Source organism: Peptoniphilus mikwangii (assembly GCF_000468535.1).
Lineage (GTDB): Bacteria > Bacillota > Clostridia > Tissierellales > Peptoniphilaceae > Anaerosphaera > Anaerosphaera mikwangii.
This window is the reverse complement of record NZ_AUQY01000001.1, coordinates 61598-78689: the sequence shown is the minus strand read 5'-3', so window position 1 is coordinate 78689 and position 17092 is coordinate 61598. Positions and strand designations below refer to the sequence as shown.

Here is a 17092-nt window from a genome sequence, read left to right as displayed (position 1 = left end):
TTCTAAATATCCTTACTGTCAACTTACATACAAAATACAATGTTTAATCATAATTCAATTACTACTATATATAATAGTAGCATTTATCACAAATATTGTCACTGTCATAAAACCGAAAAATTTAACCTAATTAATATCGACAGTATTAAAAAATCCTATTAGTAGCATCATCTACTTTTCCAATAAATTCCTTTTGTAACCACCTTTCATCTCTGCTTTTAAAAAGGATTACCGAATCCTTATCCTTCCTCACATATTTTTTCAATTCAAGTTCCAATTCCATAAGTTTTAATTTTGTCAAATTACCCTCAAAAACTGATTTTTGAATATGTGTTAAATACCTTTTACATATGCCAAATACCTTCCTTTGTATTTTGGGTGCTTCATCATTTGTATAAATATCGTATACGAGTATAACATACATAATTACCACCACATCTTAAATCCTTCATATTCCTTCTCATTAATTATATGTTTTATTAATTTATAACACTCCAACCTCATCATATACCTATAAGAAACGCTCCTATTTAGTTCTTTATGCTTTATTGTTTTCGATAATCTTTCATCATATTCTTGAATTATTTTCTTTCTAGCATTATCTTTCAAATATACAAAATTTGATTCTTTGTCAAAAGATTTTTCATTAATTTGATTTCTATTAATCATTGTGAATATTATTCTATCCACTATTAAAGGTTTAAAAATTTCTGTTATATCTAAAGATAAAGAAAACCTTCTTGTACCCGGTTCATGTAAATAACTAATATACGGTGATAAATTCGTTTTATATATTTCTGACAAAGCAGTGCTATATAGTAAAGAATTACAAAAAGATATTAATGAATTTATCATATTATCTGGTGGATGTTTCACTCTTTTTTCAAAATCAATTTCTTGTTTAAAAATTTTATTCCAAGAAGAATAATATATTTTTCTTATATTTCCTTCTAACCCCATTAATTCTTGAATAGATTTTGTTTTATAAATTGTCCTTCTAAAATATTCGACCTCTTTTATTTCTTCACTTAAATCAATATTCCTAGAATTATAGTACCTCATATTTCTATGTATATTGTGAGAAGCTGCATCTATAATTTTTTGAGCGATAATTAATCTTTTGTTGCCATCTTTATAATAATCAACTTGATTTACCAAAATAAACCCTGCCCCGGTTTTATCCCTAGGAAAGAAACTACCGCTATAAAATCCATAATAATTAAATATATGCATCACAACGTTATTTTGAGCCATAAAATTTAAAACTTTTGTATTCATATTCGCTTCTCCAAATAAAAATATTTCATCAAGCATTTCTACCTTTAAATTCTTATCGCCCATTGTAGTACTATATTCTATATTATTATCTTTTCTCTTTAAATCCCCATTACTAAATAAATAAAAAGTTTCGCCCATACGATCTTATCCTTTCAAAAGCATATTAGCAATAACAATACATATAAAATGCACATTTTTTACATATTTTGCTATTTATATTTTCTGGAGGAGTGCTTTTCATATAAATTTTTTCAATATCTTCTAAAACTTCTACTATCTTTTTTCTATCTTCATCATTTAAAAAAACTTCTACTCTTTCTCTTAATAACGGATAATCTATCATTCCATTTTTAATCTCTATCCCTTTATTTTCCAAATAATAAATATAGTATTTCATTTGCCAAATTCCGGCTTCTTCTATCGATTTTGATTTTTTAATATCATGTAAAACAGACCATCTTTTCACAAAATCAATATTTATAACACCGTCAACCGATATATGCTTGTTTTCATTTGAATAAGTTGACTCATCTATTAATTTCCCTATCCCGACATCTTCACTTTCATTTTCTAAATTAATATTTTTTATATGGTACCAAAGTTTTTTATGACAAACAAAATAATAATAAACCATTAATCCTGTTATTTTAAGCATATGCTTTCACCTCTTAAAACATAAATCAACTACTATTATTTATTACTTAAATATAAAATCTAAACTATTCTATCTAAAATATCACTGCTATTTACTTTTTCAAACTTCTTACCAAGACCATACTCACTTGAATATTCTATATCTGTAACAATAATATCTTGCCCATAAGTAAAAGGTATATGTTTATGTGCCTTTTTATTAGACTTTTTATCAATATTCATATATACATTCACCGGTATACTAACCATCAAACTACTTATAATTTCTCTTGCTTTGATTTTTAATTCTCTAAGTTTCTTTCTCTCTTTTTCATTATTTAAAGATTTATATGATATGGACAATATCTTAATAGCTTCTTCTAATTCATCTTTATTTTCATCATATATGATTTTTGGAATGATATCTACTGATTTTATATCTCTCAATTCTTTCATTGCATCTTTTTTACTTTTTTCTCCCGAATACAACGATTCTATATAACTTATACTTGTCTTATAACGTTCATAATACTTTGTCTTTGATATATTTTTACTTGAGTAAACATTATTAATAATTTCCATCTTCTTTGATTCCGATAATTTGCCGTCAATATTTATTAATGCTTTTTTACTAAGTTTAAAAATATCTTCGTCAATAACAAATCCAATTCCACTTGTTTTTTGAGTGCCACCATTGAATACATAACAATTGTATCCGTCAATATCAAAAATCCTATTTCTATAGCAACGACCCAGTCTTTGAAATAAGCCATTTATATCAGAAAGTTCTGTTATTAATACATCAAAGTCTACATCTAAAGATGCTTCCACTACTTGTGTACAAATCCATATACCTGTTTCTTTATTTCCCTTTTTTGTGAAACTTATTATGTCTTTTTCTATTCTTTTTCTATCTCTTTTTATAAAAGAACTATGAAATATATGAATGTTTCCTTTGAAATTTTCTCTTTCTGTCAATTCTCTATATATTTTTTGTGCCTGATTCACTGTATTGCAAATAACTAAGAGCTTATTATTATCATATTTATTTAATATGAAATCTGCATAAATAGCATCCTCAATAACTTTTAAACTATGTCTTATATTTTTATTTATAAAAGTTCTTGGTTCTTCAAAAATAATATTTCTATTATGTAATTCATCAATGATAAACGGAGGCATTGTTGCTGTTAAAATTGCAAATTTTCCTCCTAATTCTACTATCCATTCTAAAGCCAATACAATTACTGCCAATAAATTATGAGAATACATTTGTATTTCATCTATTATCAATTTTGAATATGATAAAGTAGCCATTTTTACTTCACAGCCATTATATTTATATACAAAATCTAAAATTTGATCTACTGTACATATTGTTAAAGGCATACTGAACTGTCTTGTTCTATTTATGTATTCTTCTAAATCAATGTCGTTTTTTAACTCATTTTCATCTTTACTATTCCCATTTAATTCATCTTTTAATGTTAAATATCTTGATGCAATATCTGAATGTAATAAACCAACTTTTGTTGAAATATCTGCATCTAAATTTTCTTTTACTCTATCAAATATAGCATTTATTGCAGTTTTCAAAGGCAAAGTAAAAAAACCTTTATTATTACCAATCCACAAAAGTCCTGCCTCCGTTTTACCCATTCCGGTTTGTGCAATTGTAATTACATTTGACTCTCTTTTATCTATCATATATCTTTGTAATTCATTCCAATCTGCATTTGGATTATTTACTTTAAAAGAATCTAATATTTTTTCCATATGTTTTTCTAAAAAATCATTCTTATATTCAACTTTTTCATGAGCACTTGATGCATAATCTATTCTATTTAACAATCCCTTAGTTAAAACATAATATTTATATATTATTTTACTTTTTTTCTCACGTTCCGGTTTTATTTTATTTTTTTTAACAGTCAAATCTGATATTTCAAAATCAAAAATTTCTGAATCCGGAAGTCCACATACTTTAATTTCATCAAAATCTTCATAGTTAAGATTTACTTTCTTGTTTTTTATTAAATCTAATTCAGCATTTAATATTTCTCTTATTTCATCCTGATCATCTGACACATCTTTTCTATCATGATGAAAATAAATAGCAGATGCTAACATTCTTTTTCTGATTATTGAATAATCATCTCCACTTACATTTTCTATATATTTTTCAATTTCTTGATTAATGTAAGGTTTATTATCAAAAATTGTATCATAATCAATGAATCCTATACTAAGATGTCCATGAGGTATTTCCCTACTTTTATCTATTTTTTCACCTCTAATCTTTTTTTGAAAGATATCATTTACTTTGCCCATATCATGATAAATTATTGCAATTTTTAATAATAACCAATCTATGGATAAATCAGGATAAATTGATTTAAATAGCTCATAATTTTTTAAAAGGTTTAAAGTGTGCTCTTCAATTGTTTCTTCAGGATTTGACTTTGCTAAATATCTCTCCATCTTAATTCCCCTTAATAATTAGAAATACAGGAGATGAATAATATATAAAATTAAAAATTAATTCATCTCCTTAAATTTATGCAAGAATTAAAATATCATCATCTTTGTCAATATATACTTTATTCTTACTGCCAATATTAATATCACTGCCATATATAACTTTTACTTTATTCCAATCTCTAAAAATTTTTGGAGATTTTTTACTTCCATAGTTTTTTAATTCATAGTTTTTAGTTATATTGTACATTGTTCCTCTGTATTCTTTAGGTATGTCAGTTTTTATATGTCCAATCTTAATATTTTCACTGAACTTTTCAAAAGGTATGTATATACCGTACCCTTTTCTCAACTTAATACTTTTTTCCAAAATAACTTCTTCAAATTCAACAATTTTAACTTCTTCTATTACAACTAAATCTTCTCTTCTTCCAAGGCTTACATATTCTCTGGGAAATATAAAAGCATTATATATTTCTTCTATCAAAGCTTGATTTTCAGGAACAATGTGTATAAGCAATTCAATGTCAACTAATAATTCAGTAGTTGCTATACCCCTTGTTATTCCAAATTCCCCAACTTTAATATCATGCCTTCCTTTTTCATATTTCATAGCATTTTTAAATTCATACCTTGTGAATAAATCATTAGTTTTAGATCTATATGCTCCTTGAACACTTATATCCATTGGCTTATATTCATCATAATTACACATATTGTGCACCATACCAATTATAGTCGAGTATGGTGGCAACGGATAACTCTCCTTTAATTGAAAACTATTAGGTTTTTTATAATTTGCACTTTCTTGCCTAAGTTTTATCTTAATTGCCTTCATAATATTCTTTCACCTGATCTTTTAATATAGAAAAAAATGCAGGAACATTTTTAGCTGATAATTCATTTTGAATCTCTTCACTATTATCAAACTTACCATTAAAGAAACCAACATAAGTATTTTCTTTTATGGCACCAAACAAACTTTCCTTAATTTGATTCACATCTAAAATATTATTCTTAATGCTCACTATATTATGGAAAAACGGATTCTTTATATCATAAACTCCACCAATTACAAATATTGGTTTCAAATCTTCTCTCCTACCTCTAATATCTCTGTATAAAGTTGATATGGTATCGAGCAATTTTATTACTCTTCTTGATTTTTCTTCACTTGACAAATCTATTATATTTTCCTTATCAGCATCATCATATCCTATTTGATCTAAATCCATTACAACTGTATATTTGTATAATGAATGATGTATTTCTGCCTGTGCTATATTCATGTTAGAACCTATTCTGTCTGCCAATCCTTTATTAGTTAAAAAATCTAAATCTCCCTTATATGTTTCAAGAGAAATAGCATTAGAAACTCTTACCTTTGCAGATCTCTTTAATCCACTACTTTCTTTCTGTGTTTTTAAATATCCAAAAAAATCTAATTCCGGATAATCTTTTATTGTGCATTCTTTACTATATTGAACTACTCCTTTATCTCCACTACCTTCTACATTTACCTTTGCCAAAGGTTCTGATAATTGTTCTACCATATTATACGTAATAGCCTGCCTTGAAATATAAGTATATTGTTCTCCCTTATCTCTTGCCATTTTCTTTAAAGATGCTATATTTCCAACTGATTCTCCATAATTTGCACTTTCTGCCTCAAATATAATTGTCATTGTAAGACCTTTAACTTTCATGATTAATCCTCCTAAAATCTTTATTCTCTATTTTATTTATTATCTGAAATTTCTCCTCTATAACTATTTAATCCCATTACAAAAGCATATCCATTTGTCTTAAATTCTTCCTCTGTTTTTAAAGAATTAATAAAGTCCTTTGGAATTTCTTTTTTTACATACATATAAGCTCGAATTAATAAATCCATAAAAGTATTAACATTATTAGTTTTCAGTGCATTTAGCATTTGATGAGAAAGACCTACTATTTTTTTATCAGACCCATCTTTAAAATATTCTTTTCCAATATAATATCCATATGTTCTCATCTTCTCAATAATATCTTTTTCAATATTTTCCATTAAGCCAACCCCCTTTAAATATTCAAAGTTTATTTTTAGAATCCTTTCTACATGAGAAATATTATAATAACAGTTACTTTTATTAGTTATATAATAATGAATTAACTTATTTATCCATAAAAACAAATTTTGATTATTAAAAATCCTTTTTAAAGTTTCCTCATATAAATATATATATACTTTATTTTCTTTAAAAGTCGCTTTTTTTATTAATCTAAATTCTTCTTTCGAAGTATAAATTATTCTCAAAATGCTCTCATGTAATATATTAAACCTATATTTTTCATTTTCGTACCATACAACTTGCACATCTGAAAGCTCATATTGAATACCTAATTCTTTTCTATCAATTATCGCTTCAACTATACTTCTATAGGTTATATTTTTATCTTTATTTTTAACCGAATTATCCATATCTGCTTTTAATTTGCTATTTACAGAAATAAGAGCATCAATATTTGCATTACTATTAATAAATATACCTTTATCAAATCCATAGACAAAACCTGCCGGCATACAAGCATATACTAATTTACAAAATTCGCATATCGCAATATCATTTTGAAAAAACCAAACATGAGATGATTTTCTTGCTGTATCAAATCCCGTATCAGTTAAAAAACTATAATTAATATCCAAATTTTTTATTGGCGAATCACAATTAAAACATTTGTATTTATATTTAGCTTTATCCGCACATAAATATTCTACAGTAGGTTTTACAAAATGATTATTAAATTCTTTATAAATGTCTTTTTCTTTAACCTGTTTGTTTAATATACTTATACCATCCCAGTTTCTTCTTAAATAAGTATATATTATATTTTTCCCACCAAGATATTTTCTATATAAATTCCCCTCTAAAATATTAATTATTTCTAATATCTCATTGCATACGGAAATAATATCATCCTTTTTTTCTAAAATTGTTTCTTTTTTTCCTTTTTTTATTGTATTTAAATTTAATATCCTATTTAATAAAATATCAGAGTTTGGTATTAGCTCAAAAGCAGCTTTATAACTTGCACTTTTAATGTAATATTTTAAGGTATCCTTGATATATGAATTTAATCCTTCAAACAATTCATTTGAAAATTTAGAATCTTCAAAATCTGAATCTTCAAGCAATAAAATCCTTTCGGCGGTTTCCTTGTATGATAAAATTCGTCCGTAACTTATCTGGTTAATATAAGTATCAATCATGTATCTATAATAATTATCTGTAAAATCATTTAGATATTCTCTTGGAAAGCATAACTCATACCCTGCAATTATATTAGCTTCATTTCCCGAATTAATATAATTAGCTGTATATTCATATATATCTTTTCCGGAATGTTTTAATACATTATACATTCCCACTATTCCGGCATTATACTGCCAGTCGCTTAAACTTAACCTTATTAAATCATCCAATTATAATCTCCCCCATTTTAACTTACAGATAATAACATTCCATACCCACTTGCATTAAATGAACTTATTATCCCGGATTTATAAATATAATCTAATATATATGGCTTGGTCGAAATTTTTATTGTGCATAAATTTGATGGTATATTAATTGAATTATGCCTTACAGTTACCATCCTATTTTTTAAAATATCAATTTGTATACAGTCAATATCATACTTTATTTTTTCTCCAAATTTCTTCTTTAATCTGCTTTTTAAATTCATAAGTAAAACTTCTATCCCTTTTTCTGTGGATATATCATGATAATATGTTTTAGAATTATCTCTTGAGATATGTTCTCTGACAATTATGGGGCTAGATGTTTTAAAATATGCCTCTTCATTTTTAAATACTTTTTCTCTTTCTACATTCATTCTTTTTGCAACTAAGTGTATATCTTTATATTTATATTTTTCTCCAATTGCTCTTGTGAAAATATTGTAAAAATGAATTCCTTCTTGTAGATCATAACAAGAAAAATGTAATCTCATCTTTTTTGTAGGAACATATATCATTTCTCTTTCAAAAACTACATCTTGTCCCATATACACTGAAAAAGTATAATCTTTTTCTACTGAACCTGAATTATATAAACTAAAATACATATTTTCATCATACTTACCCATATAATGTTTTATCCACGATGCAAGAATTTTATTTTTATCCTTATAAATTCTCTCATCATTCAGCTCAAAATCTAAACTTATTCTCATTTTTCCTCCTTTATTTATTATTAAATTTTATCTTATTTTTATTTAAGATTATTAATTAGCTATTTACTGTTTCTTAATACATAAATTTATTCTTTTATTCTGTTTCACTTTGACTCCATTATAAATTATTAAATGATTTTTACTTTTATATTCTATTAATAGTTCTATTAGTTTAAGCTAAATAATATTTCCCTGATAATTTATAATATATGCTTTAATTTTTTTCTGTCAATACCTTTCTATTCAAGTATAACTATCTTTACTATAAATATCAGTATTGAAAACAAAATATAAAATTAGATTATTATATTACTTAATAAACTGCTATTATTTTCATATTAAATTAATAATCACAATAAACAAAGATTTATAATTAAATTTAAAAAACCGACCTATTTCAATCGGTTTTTCCAATTTAATCATGGTTTTAAGATGTATTCATATTCTTTGACAAATCCACTTATCCAATCCGGTCTTTCAGGATAGTCTTCTTTTTCAAAGGAGTTTAGTTTTTCTTGGAATTGTTCATCAGTAAGTCTATCATCTGATAAAAATTCATAATAGCTCATTACTGCTCCTTCTCCTAAATATAATTTTCCATTTACTTTATATATTACATATATAAGTGATGCATGTCCTGAGCCTACTTCTAAATATTTGCCTTCAGGTATTCCAACTGAATTTTTTGCAACTTTCATAATATCCGCTATGCATGCCATATCTTTATCCGCTTCTGTTTCTATTTCATAATAATAAGCTGCTTTTTCATCAATGAACTTAACAAATATATTCTCCATTTCTCCGCCGATATAAAATATTCTTTCATTTTCTTCTTTTGTTAAGGTTTCTTCTCTAAGTTCTTTCACAGAACAATCCAATAAAAATTGAACCATATCTTTAAAATTATTTAAGTTCTTTTCAGTAGCTTCCGATAACATATTTCTATGTTTTAAGTTTTGACCTGCAAAATCCATTAACCACAACAGTCTTTCATATATCTTTACGTTTGGTTCTACATAGTTTACAGGAAATTCAAAATCATCTCCTCCGCCCATTTCAGCGCCAACTTGCTTACCATATAAAACTGTATCGTGTTTAAGCTCCGCCCATGATGCAAGTGCCGTATTTAAATCTTTAAGCTTCCATGCTTTTGATTGCATAAACTTAGGATAGCCTTCTGCAAAATCCTGATTGAATCCTTTTAATGTCCATAATAATCCGCGATATAAATTACTCATCCAGCTCTTTTCATCAATATGTTTTTCAAGTTCTTTTGTGTATTCATATTTTTCTTTAAATTTATCCCATTTAAAATTATTTTCATTATTTAGTACAAGTTCTTCCGCTGTTTTATTTCCAAGTACAGCCATTACATCAACGCCCGAATATATCGGTCTATATGAAGGTTTATCTTCAGTTGCAATATCTACTAAATTTTGCATAAGAACATTGTCTATTACTGCTTTTTGCGGCATAAACCTAAATGATTTTCCTTTATATCCCTGAATTGCAGGATTTGATAATTTACTAAGGTCATTATAAAAATCTTCTAATATTTTTTCATTTTTAATTTTTTCTAATGAAATATCTTTTCCATAATTTGAATACATTGTTTTAGCAAAAGTCAATACATCCAAATCATCAGATTTCTCAACTAAAAAGTTTAATGAACTGTTTACATCTTCCCATAATTTATAGTTTTCTTTATTTTCAAATAAATTTTTTGTTATTAACATAGCTTGAACTAAATTATCTTTATCAATTATGCCGTCATTATCTATAAAAAATGCCTCTTGTGAAAACAGCATAATTACTTTGAAATATTTTTCAAGTTCTTTTGTTCTCGTATAATGTCCTCTTACCTTAAACTGAGAATAATCAACTTTGGCATTTACAAGATTTGAATCTGATATACTTCCCTCTTTGATAAGTTTCATTTCTTCTTTTGCAATTTTCTCGGCAGCTTGTGGAATTTCTATATCGGTTTTCAAGTTTATAAGTTCTCCTGCCACTTTAAAATATGCAATATTCTTGAGTGCGGAGTTTTTAACTGACTCATCATCTGCATTTTCATAGTCTGCTATTGATTTTTCAAGCAAAATCGGAATCAATTTTTCGAAATTAGGTAAAAATTGTTTAGTTTCAACTTCTCTTAATAAGCTGTCATAGAATATATGATATAGATGTAATACGGAATCTGTAGTAACAAAACTTGGTACATATGTATATTCATTCACTTCATAAATTTGGAACGGTTGATCTGAATATCCATTTCCTCCTACTACAAATCCGTTTTCTTCTAAAGCTTTTAACTGTTTTCCTTTAAAACTCATATATTCATAAGGACCTTTGCCATAATTGTATACATTTTTTAAGTTTTTTTCTATTTTATAATCTTCAACTTTAGCAACAATTTCTATTTCTTTAAATTCAGGAACTATAATATCTTCTATATACTCATCTAAAAATGATATATCTTCTTTTTTTACTACTTCTGCATTTTTATCCGTTTTATTTTGATTTGTTCCGGAAGCGTCTTTATCTTTTTTACAACCTACGCACAACAGTGTAATCAATAAAGCTATTAATATATACCTCTTCTTCATTTCAATTCAATCTCCTTCCCTTTTAATTCTATTTTTTTATTTTTCCCATCTGCATTCACGCTTAGGGTACTTCTCTTATCTAATCCGGCTAATTTTTCATATCCGCAACTTATATAATCTCTATAGATGGAAAAATTTTTGTAATTATATGCCGCTATAAATTTGTAATTGTCTTTTTCTTCAATGGATATTATTTCAAAAGCTCCGTCTTCGTCTATGTCATACAATAAAAATTCCGTAAACGGAAGTCCAAGCCTTGATGCCCTGAATTTCGGTTTCAACTCCAAACCTGAAATATTGTATAGAAAAACTCTATTTGCCATTACTCTATGATGTGGAGATTTTTTATATACGCCAAGTGCAATTTCGTCTATCCCGTCACCATCCACATCACCTGCGTCCAATTTCCAAATATTTATTTTTTTCTTTCCTGAAAAGACAATTTTTTCTTTTCGATTTTCAGATACTATTTCTATAACATTAGCATATTTTGAAAAAATATTCTTATAGACGTTTACTGTAACTTCTTCTCCTTCGGTATTTTTTATAGCTATGCTATCGTATAATGTGTTCTTAAATTTCAAAAAAACCAATGCTGATAAAATTAATAAAATTATTCCGATTTTCCTCTTTCTCATATTACAATTATACCCTATTAAAATAATAATCACTACAAGTTTTTAACTACAATAAAATAGGCTCGATAATAAATCGAACCTATAATTAATTATTTACTTATTTAATTTTTCTGTCAGCAATTTATTTACAAGCTGAGGATTTGCCTTTCCTTTTGATGCTTTCATTACCTGTCCTACCAAGAAACCGAATGCTCTATCCTTACCTGCCTTAAAATCTTCAATTGACTGAGGATTGTCAGAGAGAACCTTATCAACTAATGCATCTATTTCTGAAGTATCTGATATTTGAACTAAGCCTTGCTCTTTAATTATATCTTCAGGCTTTTTAGATGTCTCAAACATTTCTCTTAATACTTTTTTACCTGCATTATTATTAATCTTGCCTGATTTAACCGCCTTTAATAAATCTACAAAATCTGCCGGTTCAAATGGAAGTTTAAATTCTTCGTCAATGTTTTCAACTCTTCTAAGAACTTCTGTCATAATCCAATTTGATACCATTATAGAGTCGTCAAAATTCTTTGCAACTTCTTCATAGTATTTTGAAAGTTCTTTTGTAGAAATTAAAACTTCAGCATCATATTCAGGTATTTTATATTCTCTCATAAACCTTTCTTTTTTAGCTTGAGGAAGTTCCGGAAGTTCATCCTTAATTTTTTCAATAAGCTCATCTGTAAGTATAACAGGAGGAAGATCTCCCTCAGGAGCAAATCTATAATCTGCAACTGTATACTTAACTCTCATTAATACAGTTTCATTATTGGCATCGTCCCATCTTCTGGTTGTACGAATTTCATTTTCTCCATTTTGAAGCAATGCAATATGTCTTTGAACTTCAAAATCTATTGCCTTTTCAACTCCTCTAAATGAATTTAAATTCTTAACTTCTGTAACAGCCGTTTTCTTTCCTGTTTCTTCATCAACAACATTTACATTTACATCGCATCTGAGTGAGCCTTCTTCCATCTTACAATCTGATACTCCGATATAAATTAATGTGTTTTTTAATTTTTCAAGAAATAATCTTGCTTCTTTACCGCTATTCATTTCCGGTTTTGAAACAATTTCAATTAGCGGAACTCCACATCTGTTATAGTCCATTAATGTAGAATTATCTTCTGTATGCAAAGACTTGCCTGTGTCTTCTTCCATTTGTATCTTATAAATACCGACTTTTTTTGAACCTTCTTCAGTTTCGATTTCAATATAACCCTCATTACAAATTGCCATATCATCTTGAGTTATTTGGAATCCCTTTGTCAAATCGGGATAAAAATAATTTTTTCTGTCAAATTTAGATTTTTTAGCAATATTGCAATTTAATGCGAGTCCTGCCATTATTGTATAATTAACTACATTTTTATTCAAAACGGGTATTCCGCCGGGAAGTCCTAAACAAATAGGACAAACCCTTGTATTCGGTTCTCCTCCAAATTGATTTTCACAGGAGCAAAATGCTTTTGTCTTGGTCGACAATTCAACGTGTATCTCAAGACCGACTATTGTCTTATAACTCATTATTTAACACTCCTTTCAAAACCAAGTGCAGCCTTTATCATTTCATTATCTTTAAATCTATTGGCTGTAAGCTCTATTCCAACTGATAATCCGTCTATTTTAGGCATAGGTATGCTTATAGAAGGACATCCTGTCATATTTGCAGGTATTGTAAACAAATCCGCTTGATACATTTCAACAGGACTCATATTATCTTCTATTTTAAACGGAAGTACCGGTACGGTAGGACACATTACTAAATTATGAGATTTAAAAACTTCATCAAATTCATTTTTTATAAGTGTTCTTACTTTCAATGCCTTATAATAATAATCTTCCGCTAAATCAAGACTTAATATATGAGTTCCTATCATTATTCTTCTCTTTACTTCATCTCCGAATCCTTCAGCTCTTGATTTTCTATACATTTCTTCAAATGTATCGTAATTTTCTGTTCTGTGTCCGTATCTAAGTCCGTCAAACCTTGCCATATTTGGAGCTATTTCTCCGTTTACGAGTATATGATATGTTTCAATTACATATTTTAATGAACTCATATCTACTATATCAATAGTAGCCCCTGCATTTTTAAATACATTAATAGCTTTATCAAAGTCAGCTTTAACTCTATCGTTTAATTTCATATCCATGTAAAGACTTGGTATTGCTATTTTCATATTTTTCAAATAGCTTATAACTTCATCTGTATTTTTAAAATTAAATTCTTCTCTTATAGATGGATTTCCAACTGAAGTTGCATCTCTTTCATCTCTTCCCTCAAGAGCCTTTAAAAGTAAAACTGCATCTTCTACATCTTTTCCAAAAGCACCCGGTTGGTCGAATGTGTTTGCCATAGTTGCAACTCCATATCTTGGAATTGAACCGTAGGTAGGTTTTATACCTACAAGTCCACAAAAACTTGCAGGTTGTCTTGTAGATCCTCCGGTGTCAGTTCCAACTGCAAGAGCACATTCTTCTCCTGCAAGTGCGGAAGCAGAACCGCCTGATGAACCTCCGGATACCAGTGTTCTGTCTAATGGATTTTTTGAAACTCCGTAGTATGATGTTTTTGTACTTGCACCCATTGCAAATTCATCCATATTTGTTTTTCCTATAATAACTCCGTCATTAGATTTTATTCTCTCGGATATTACGGAATCATACGGTACAATAAAATTCTCAAGCATTTTAGAAGAACAGGTCATAAGAATATTTTTGACTGCAATATTATCTTTAACTCCAATTGGAACTCCGGATAAGATTCCAACTTCTTCTCTATTCATAAACTTTCTGTCAACTTCTTTAGCTTCTTTTATAGCAGATTCATCACAAACTGTTACATATGCATTTAAATCCGCCTCTTCTCTTTCAATAACACTTAAATATTCTCTTGTTACCTCTTCGCAGGAGAAATCTCTATTCTTATATCCGTCTATTAATTCATGTGCTTTCAACTTGGTAAGTTTCAAAATATCCCTCCTATTCCACAAACTTTATTATTTTAAAATATCCATATTTTTCATCTAATGTATTTCTTATAGCATCTTCTTGGCTTAGGCTCGCATGAGCTCCATCTTCTCTTAAATTATTTACAGTATCATTAACCTGAAAAGTTGTTTCAAGATTTTCAGTATCAATTTTTCTTATATTATCTATAAGTTCAAATGTTTCCGAAAAATTTTCTTGAAACTTATCTAATTCATCATCTGTAAAATCAATTTGAGCAATATCTGCAATATGCTTAATTTCACTACGCTCCATATTTTCCTCCTAAAAGTTCTCTTAATTTATTCTCATCTATTATTTCAATGCCTAAATTAATAGCCTTATCGTATTTAGAACCCGCATCTTCACCTGCAATAACAAAATCGGTATTTTTACTTACCGAAGAACTGATTTTAGCTCCAAATTTTATCAACATATTTTCAAGTTCCTTTCTCGGAATTGAAAGAGTTCCCGTTATTACAATTCTCTTATCTTTAAAATATGTCTCTTCATCAGTACTCTCTTCAAATTTAGGACTTACTCCAAGTTCAAACAGTCTGTCGATAGATTTTTCTATATGCTTGTCATTAAAAAATTCCACTATTTCTTTGGCTGTTATAGGTCCAATATCATCTATATCTACAAGTTCATCATACTTTGCTTGCCTTAATAAATCAAAATCTTTAAATTTATTTGCAAGATCGTATGCTGTTTTTATACCTACATTATTAATTCCAAGAGAGTATATGAAATTCGGCAACGGTCTTATTTTACTATCAGCTATTGCACTTATCAAATTGTTCGCTCTCTTTTCCTTAAAGCCTTCAAGCTTTAATAAATCTTGTTTTTCCAATTCATATATCTGCGGAATTTCGCGAATATCAAGTTCATTCAGCAGTTTTGATATCGTCATTTCACTTAGACCCTCAATATTCATTGCATCTCTTGATGCAAAATGAGTAAGTCTTGAAACTAATTGAGGTACGCATGATAGTGTATTCGGGCAAAATATATGAACTCCGTCTTTAAACAGTTCCGCGCCGCATGACGGACAATATTTCGGCATTTCTATTTCAATTGTTTCTTCTTCAGTTGGAAGTGCTCCTAAAATTTCCGGAATTACGTCATTTGAACGTCTTAATAAAACTCTTCCGTTTATTCTGACTTTCTTTTTTAAAATATCATCATAGTTATTAAGTGTTGCTTTTTTTATTGTTACTCCGCCAATTTCAACCGGTTGAAGAATTGCAGACGGTGTAACTTTAGAAGTTCTTCCCACATTCCAAACTACATCCAATAACTTTGTAGAAACTTCTTTCGCCTCAAATTTATATGCTATTGCCCATCTTGGAAATTTATTTGTAAATCCAAGTAAGTCTCTGGTTTCCATATCATTTATTTTTATAGTTACCCCATCAATCAATATATCAAGTGATTCTCTAATAGAACCTATCTTTTCTATTTTTTCTATAACTTCATCTAAATTTTTACAAATATAATTGTTCTCATTCACTCTAAATCCGTTGTCTCTTAGAAATTTTTTCATTTCTGAATCATCTCTAAATCTGTCATCTTTAATATATCCGACATTATAAAAAAATGCGGTTAAATTTCTTGATTTTGTAACTTTCGGATCTAAATTTCTCAATGCTCCCGCCGCTGCATTTCTTGCATTTTTTAACTGCTCGTCATGAGTTCTGTTAAATTTTTCAAGTGAACTTAACGGCATAAGTCCTTCACCCTGAACTTCCATAAGCCCTTTATACGGTATTTCAAGCGGAATTGAATAAATAGTTTTTATTTGAGGAAGTATCTCCTCTCCTATGAATCCGTTCCCTCGTGTAGATGCCATTTTTAAATAGCCGTCTTCATAAGTTAAGTTTATAGTAAGTCCGTCAAATTTAAGTTCTACTACATATTTAAGATTTTCTATATTTTTTCCGCTTGCTCTATATGACTGCAGAGCTTTTAGATTCCTCTCATGCCATATTCTGAGTTCTTCATAACTTTGAGCTTTGTCAAGTGAATATAGAGGTGCTATGTGAGTATGCTTTTCAAATTTTGACAGCACCTCTCCTCCAACTCTTGTAGTGGGAGAATTCGGCAATATAATTTTATTTTCATCTTCAAGCTTTTTTAACTCATAGTAAAGTTCATCATATTCAGCATCACTCACAATAGGGTCATCTAATGTATAGTAATGATAGTTAAGCTTATTTACTTTATCAATGAGCTCTCTAATTCTATCAATTATTTCCATAT

14 protein-coding genes are annotated in these 17092 nt (G+C 28.0%); all 14 read right to left on the bottom strand.

Translation table 11 applies throughout. The features are described from left to right. Nucleotides 1-145 precede the first annotated feature (145 nt). The 14 genes from cas2 to ligA all read right to left on the bottom strand — a co-directional run bounded on the left by cas2 (nucleotide 146) and on the right by ligA (nucleotide 17090). Entirely contained in the window at nucleotides 146-424 is a 279-nt protein-coding gene (cas2, locus tag M915_RS00400) for a CRISPR-associated endonuclease Cas2 (protein ID WP_036728285.1), read from the bottom strand. Between the two features lie 2 nt (nucleotides 425-426). Next, complete coding sequence (gene cas1b, locus M915_RS00395) at nucleotides 427-1416, bottom strand: type I-B CRISPR-associated endonuclease Cas1b (protein WP_036728282.1); 990 nt, start codon at nucleotides 1414-1416, stop codon at nucleotides 427-429. 25 nt (nucleotides 1417-1441) lie between these two features. Beyond that, a complete protein-coding gene (gene cas4 / locus M915_RS00390) occupies nucleotides 1442-1933 on the bottom strand; it encodes a CRISPR-associated protein Cas4 (RefSeq protein ID WP_036728278.1) in 492 nt (163 codons plus the stop codon). A 59-nt stretch (nucleotides 1934-1992) separates the two neighbouring features. Beyond that, nucleotides 1993-4392 carry a CRISPR-associated helicase/endonuclease Cas3 gene (locus M915_RS00385; protein WP_036728276.1) on the bottom strand — a complete coding sequence of 800 codons (2400 nt, stop codon included), beginning with the start codon at nucleotides 4390-4392 and terminating at the stop codon, nucleotides 1993-1995. A gap of 76 nt (nucleotides 4393-4468) precedes the next feature. Continuing rightward, a complete protein-coding gene (gene cas5, locus M915_RS00380) occupies nucleotides 4469-5227 on the bottom strand; it encodes a CRISPR-associated protein Cas5 (protein WP_036728274.1) in 759 nt (252 codons plus the stop codon). Then, nucleotides 5214-6095, bottom strand: a complete 882-nt coding sequence (cas7i, locus tag M915_RS00375; RefSeq protein WP_036728273.1) for a type I-B CRISPR-associated protein Cas7/Cst2/DevR — start codon at nucleotides 6093-6095, stop codon at nucleotides 5214-5216. The genes cas5 and cas7i overlap by 14 nt, the downstream gene beginning before the upstream one ends. A gap of 32 nt (nucleotides 6096-6127) precedes the next feature. After that, the gene (cas8a1, locus tag M915_RS00370; protein WP_036728271.1) at nucleotides 6128-7852 is read right to left on the bottom strand and encodes a type I-B CRISPR-associated protein Cas8b1/Cst1; all 1725 of its coding nucleotides are present in this window, start codon (nucleotides 7850-7852) and stop codon (nucleotides 6128-6130) included. A gap of 17 nt (nucleotides 7853-7869) precedes the next feature. Further along, a complete protein-coding gene (locus tag M915_RS00365; protein WP_051259759.1) occupies nucleotides 7870-8604 on the bottom strand; it encodes a CRISPR-associated endoribonuclease Cas6 in 735 nt (244 codons plus the stop codon). Between the two features lie 419 nt (nucleotides 8605-9023). Next, nucleotides 9024-11210 (bottom strand): DUF3160 domain-containing protein, encoded by a 2187-nt coding sequence (locus M915_RS00360; protein WP_081689714.1) that lies wholly within the window; start codon nucleotides 11208-11210, stop codon nucleotides 9024-9026. Continuing rightward, nucleotides 11207-11848, bottom strand: coding sequence for an FG-GAP repeat protein (locus M915_RS00355; protein WP_051259758.1), 642 nt, complete (start codon nucleotides 11846-11848; stop codon nucleotides 11207-11209). The genes M915_RS00360 and M915_RS00355 overlap by 4 nt, the downstream gene beginning before the upstream one ends. A 93-nt stretch (nucleotides 11849-11941) precedes the next feature. Further along, on the bottom strand, nucleotides 11942-13366 hold the full coding sequence (gatB, locus tag M915_RS00350; RefSeq protein ID WP_036728264.1) for an Asp-tRNA(Asn)/Glu-tRNA(Gln) amidotransferase subunit GatB: 1425 nt from the start codon (nucleotides 13364-13366) through the stop codon (nucleotides 11942-11944). Further along, the gene (gene gatA / locus M915_RS00345) at nucleotides 13366-14814 is read right to left on the bottom strand and encodes an Asp-tRNA(Asn)/Glu-tRNA(Gln) amidotransferase subunit GatA (protein ID WP_036728262.1); all 1449 of its coding nucleotides are present in this window, start codon (nucleotides 14812-14814) and stop codon (nucleotides 13366-13368) included. Before gatA ends, gatB begins: the two co-directional genes overlap by 1 nt. A gap of 10 nt (nucleotides 14815-14824) precedes the next feature. After that, nucleotides 14825-15106, bottom strand: a complete 282-nt coding sequence (gatC, locus tag M915_RS00340) for an Asp-tRNA(Asn)/Glu-tRNA(Gln) amidotransferase subunit GatC (RefSeq protein ID WP_036728259.1) — start codon at nucleotides 15104-15106, stop codon at nucleotides 14825-14827. Beyond that, nucleotides 15096-17090 (bottom strand): NAD-dependent DNA ligase LigA, encoded by a 1995-nt coding sequence (gene ligA / locus M915_RS00335; protein ID WP_036728256.1) that lies wholly within the window; start codon nucleotides 17088-17090, stop codon nucleotides 15096-15098. The genes gatC and ligA overlap by 11 nt, the downstream gene beginning before the upstream one ends. Nucleotides 17091-17092: the final 2 nt, after the last annotated feature.

Coding starts and splice junctions, on each gene's coding strand:
- M915_RS00365 (WP_051259759.1), bottom strand. CDS start 8,604: ATGAGAATAAGTTTAGATTTTGAGCTGAATGATGAGAGAATTTATAAG.
- cas5 (WP_036728274.1), bottom strand. CDS start 5,227: ATGAAGGCAATTAAGATAAAACTTAGGCAAGAAAGTGCAAATTATAAA.
- M915_RS00360 (WP_081689714.1), bottom strand. CDS start 11,210: ATGAAGAAGAGGTATATATTAATAGCTTTATTGATTACACTGTTGTGC.
- cas4 (WP_036728278.1), bottom strand. CDS start 1,933: ATGCTTAAAATAACAGGATTAATGGTTTATTATTATTTTGTTTGTCAT.
- cas1b (WP_036728282.1), bottom strand. CDS start 1,416: ATGGGCGAAACTTTTTATTTATTTAGTAATGGGGATTTAAAGAGAAAA.
- cas7i (WP_036728273.1), bottom strand. CDS start 6,095: ATGAAAGTTAAAGGTCTTACAATGACAATTATATTTGAGGCAGAAAGT.
- gatB (WP_036728264.1), bottom strand. CDS start 13,366: ATGAGTTATAAGACAATAGTCGGTCTTGAGATACACGTTGAATTGTCG.
- M915_RS00385 (WP_036728276.1), bottom strand. CDS start 4,392: ATGGAGAGATATTTAGCAAAGTCAAATCCTGAAGAAACAATTGAAGAG.
- cas2 (WP_036728285.1), bottom strand. CDS start 424: ATGTATGTTATACTCGTATACGATATTTATACAAATGATGAAGCACCC.
- gatC (WP_036728259.1), bottom strand. CDS start 15,106: ATGGAGCGTAGTGAAATTAAGCATATTGCAGATATTGCTCAAATTGAT.
- ligA (WP_036728256.1), bottom strand. CDS start 17,090: ATGGAAATAATTGATAGAATTAGAGAGCTCATTGATAAAGTAAATAAG.
- M915_RS00355 (WP_051259758.1), bottom strand. CDS start 11,848: ATGAGAAAGAGGAAAATCGGAATAATTTTATTAATTTTATCAGCATTG.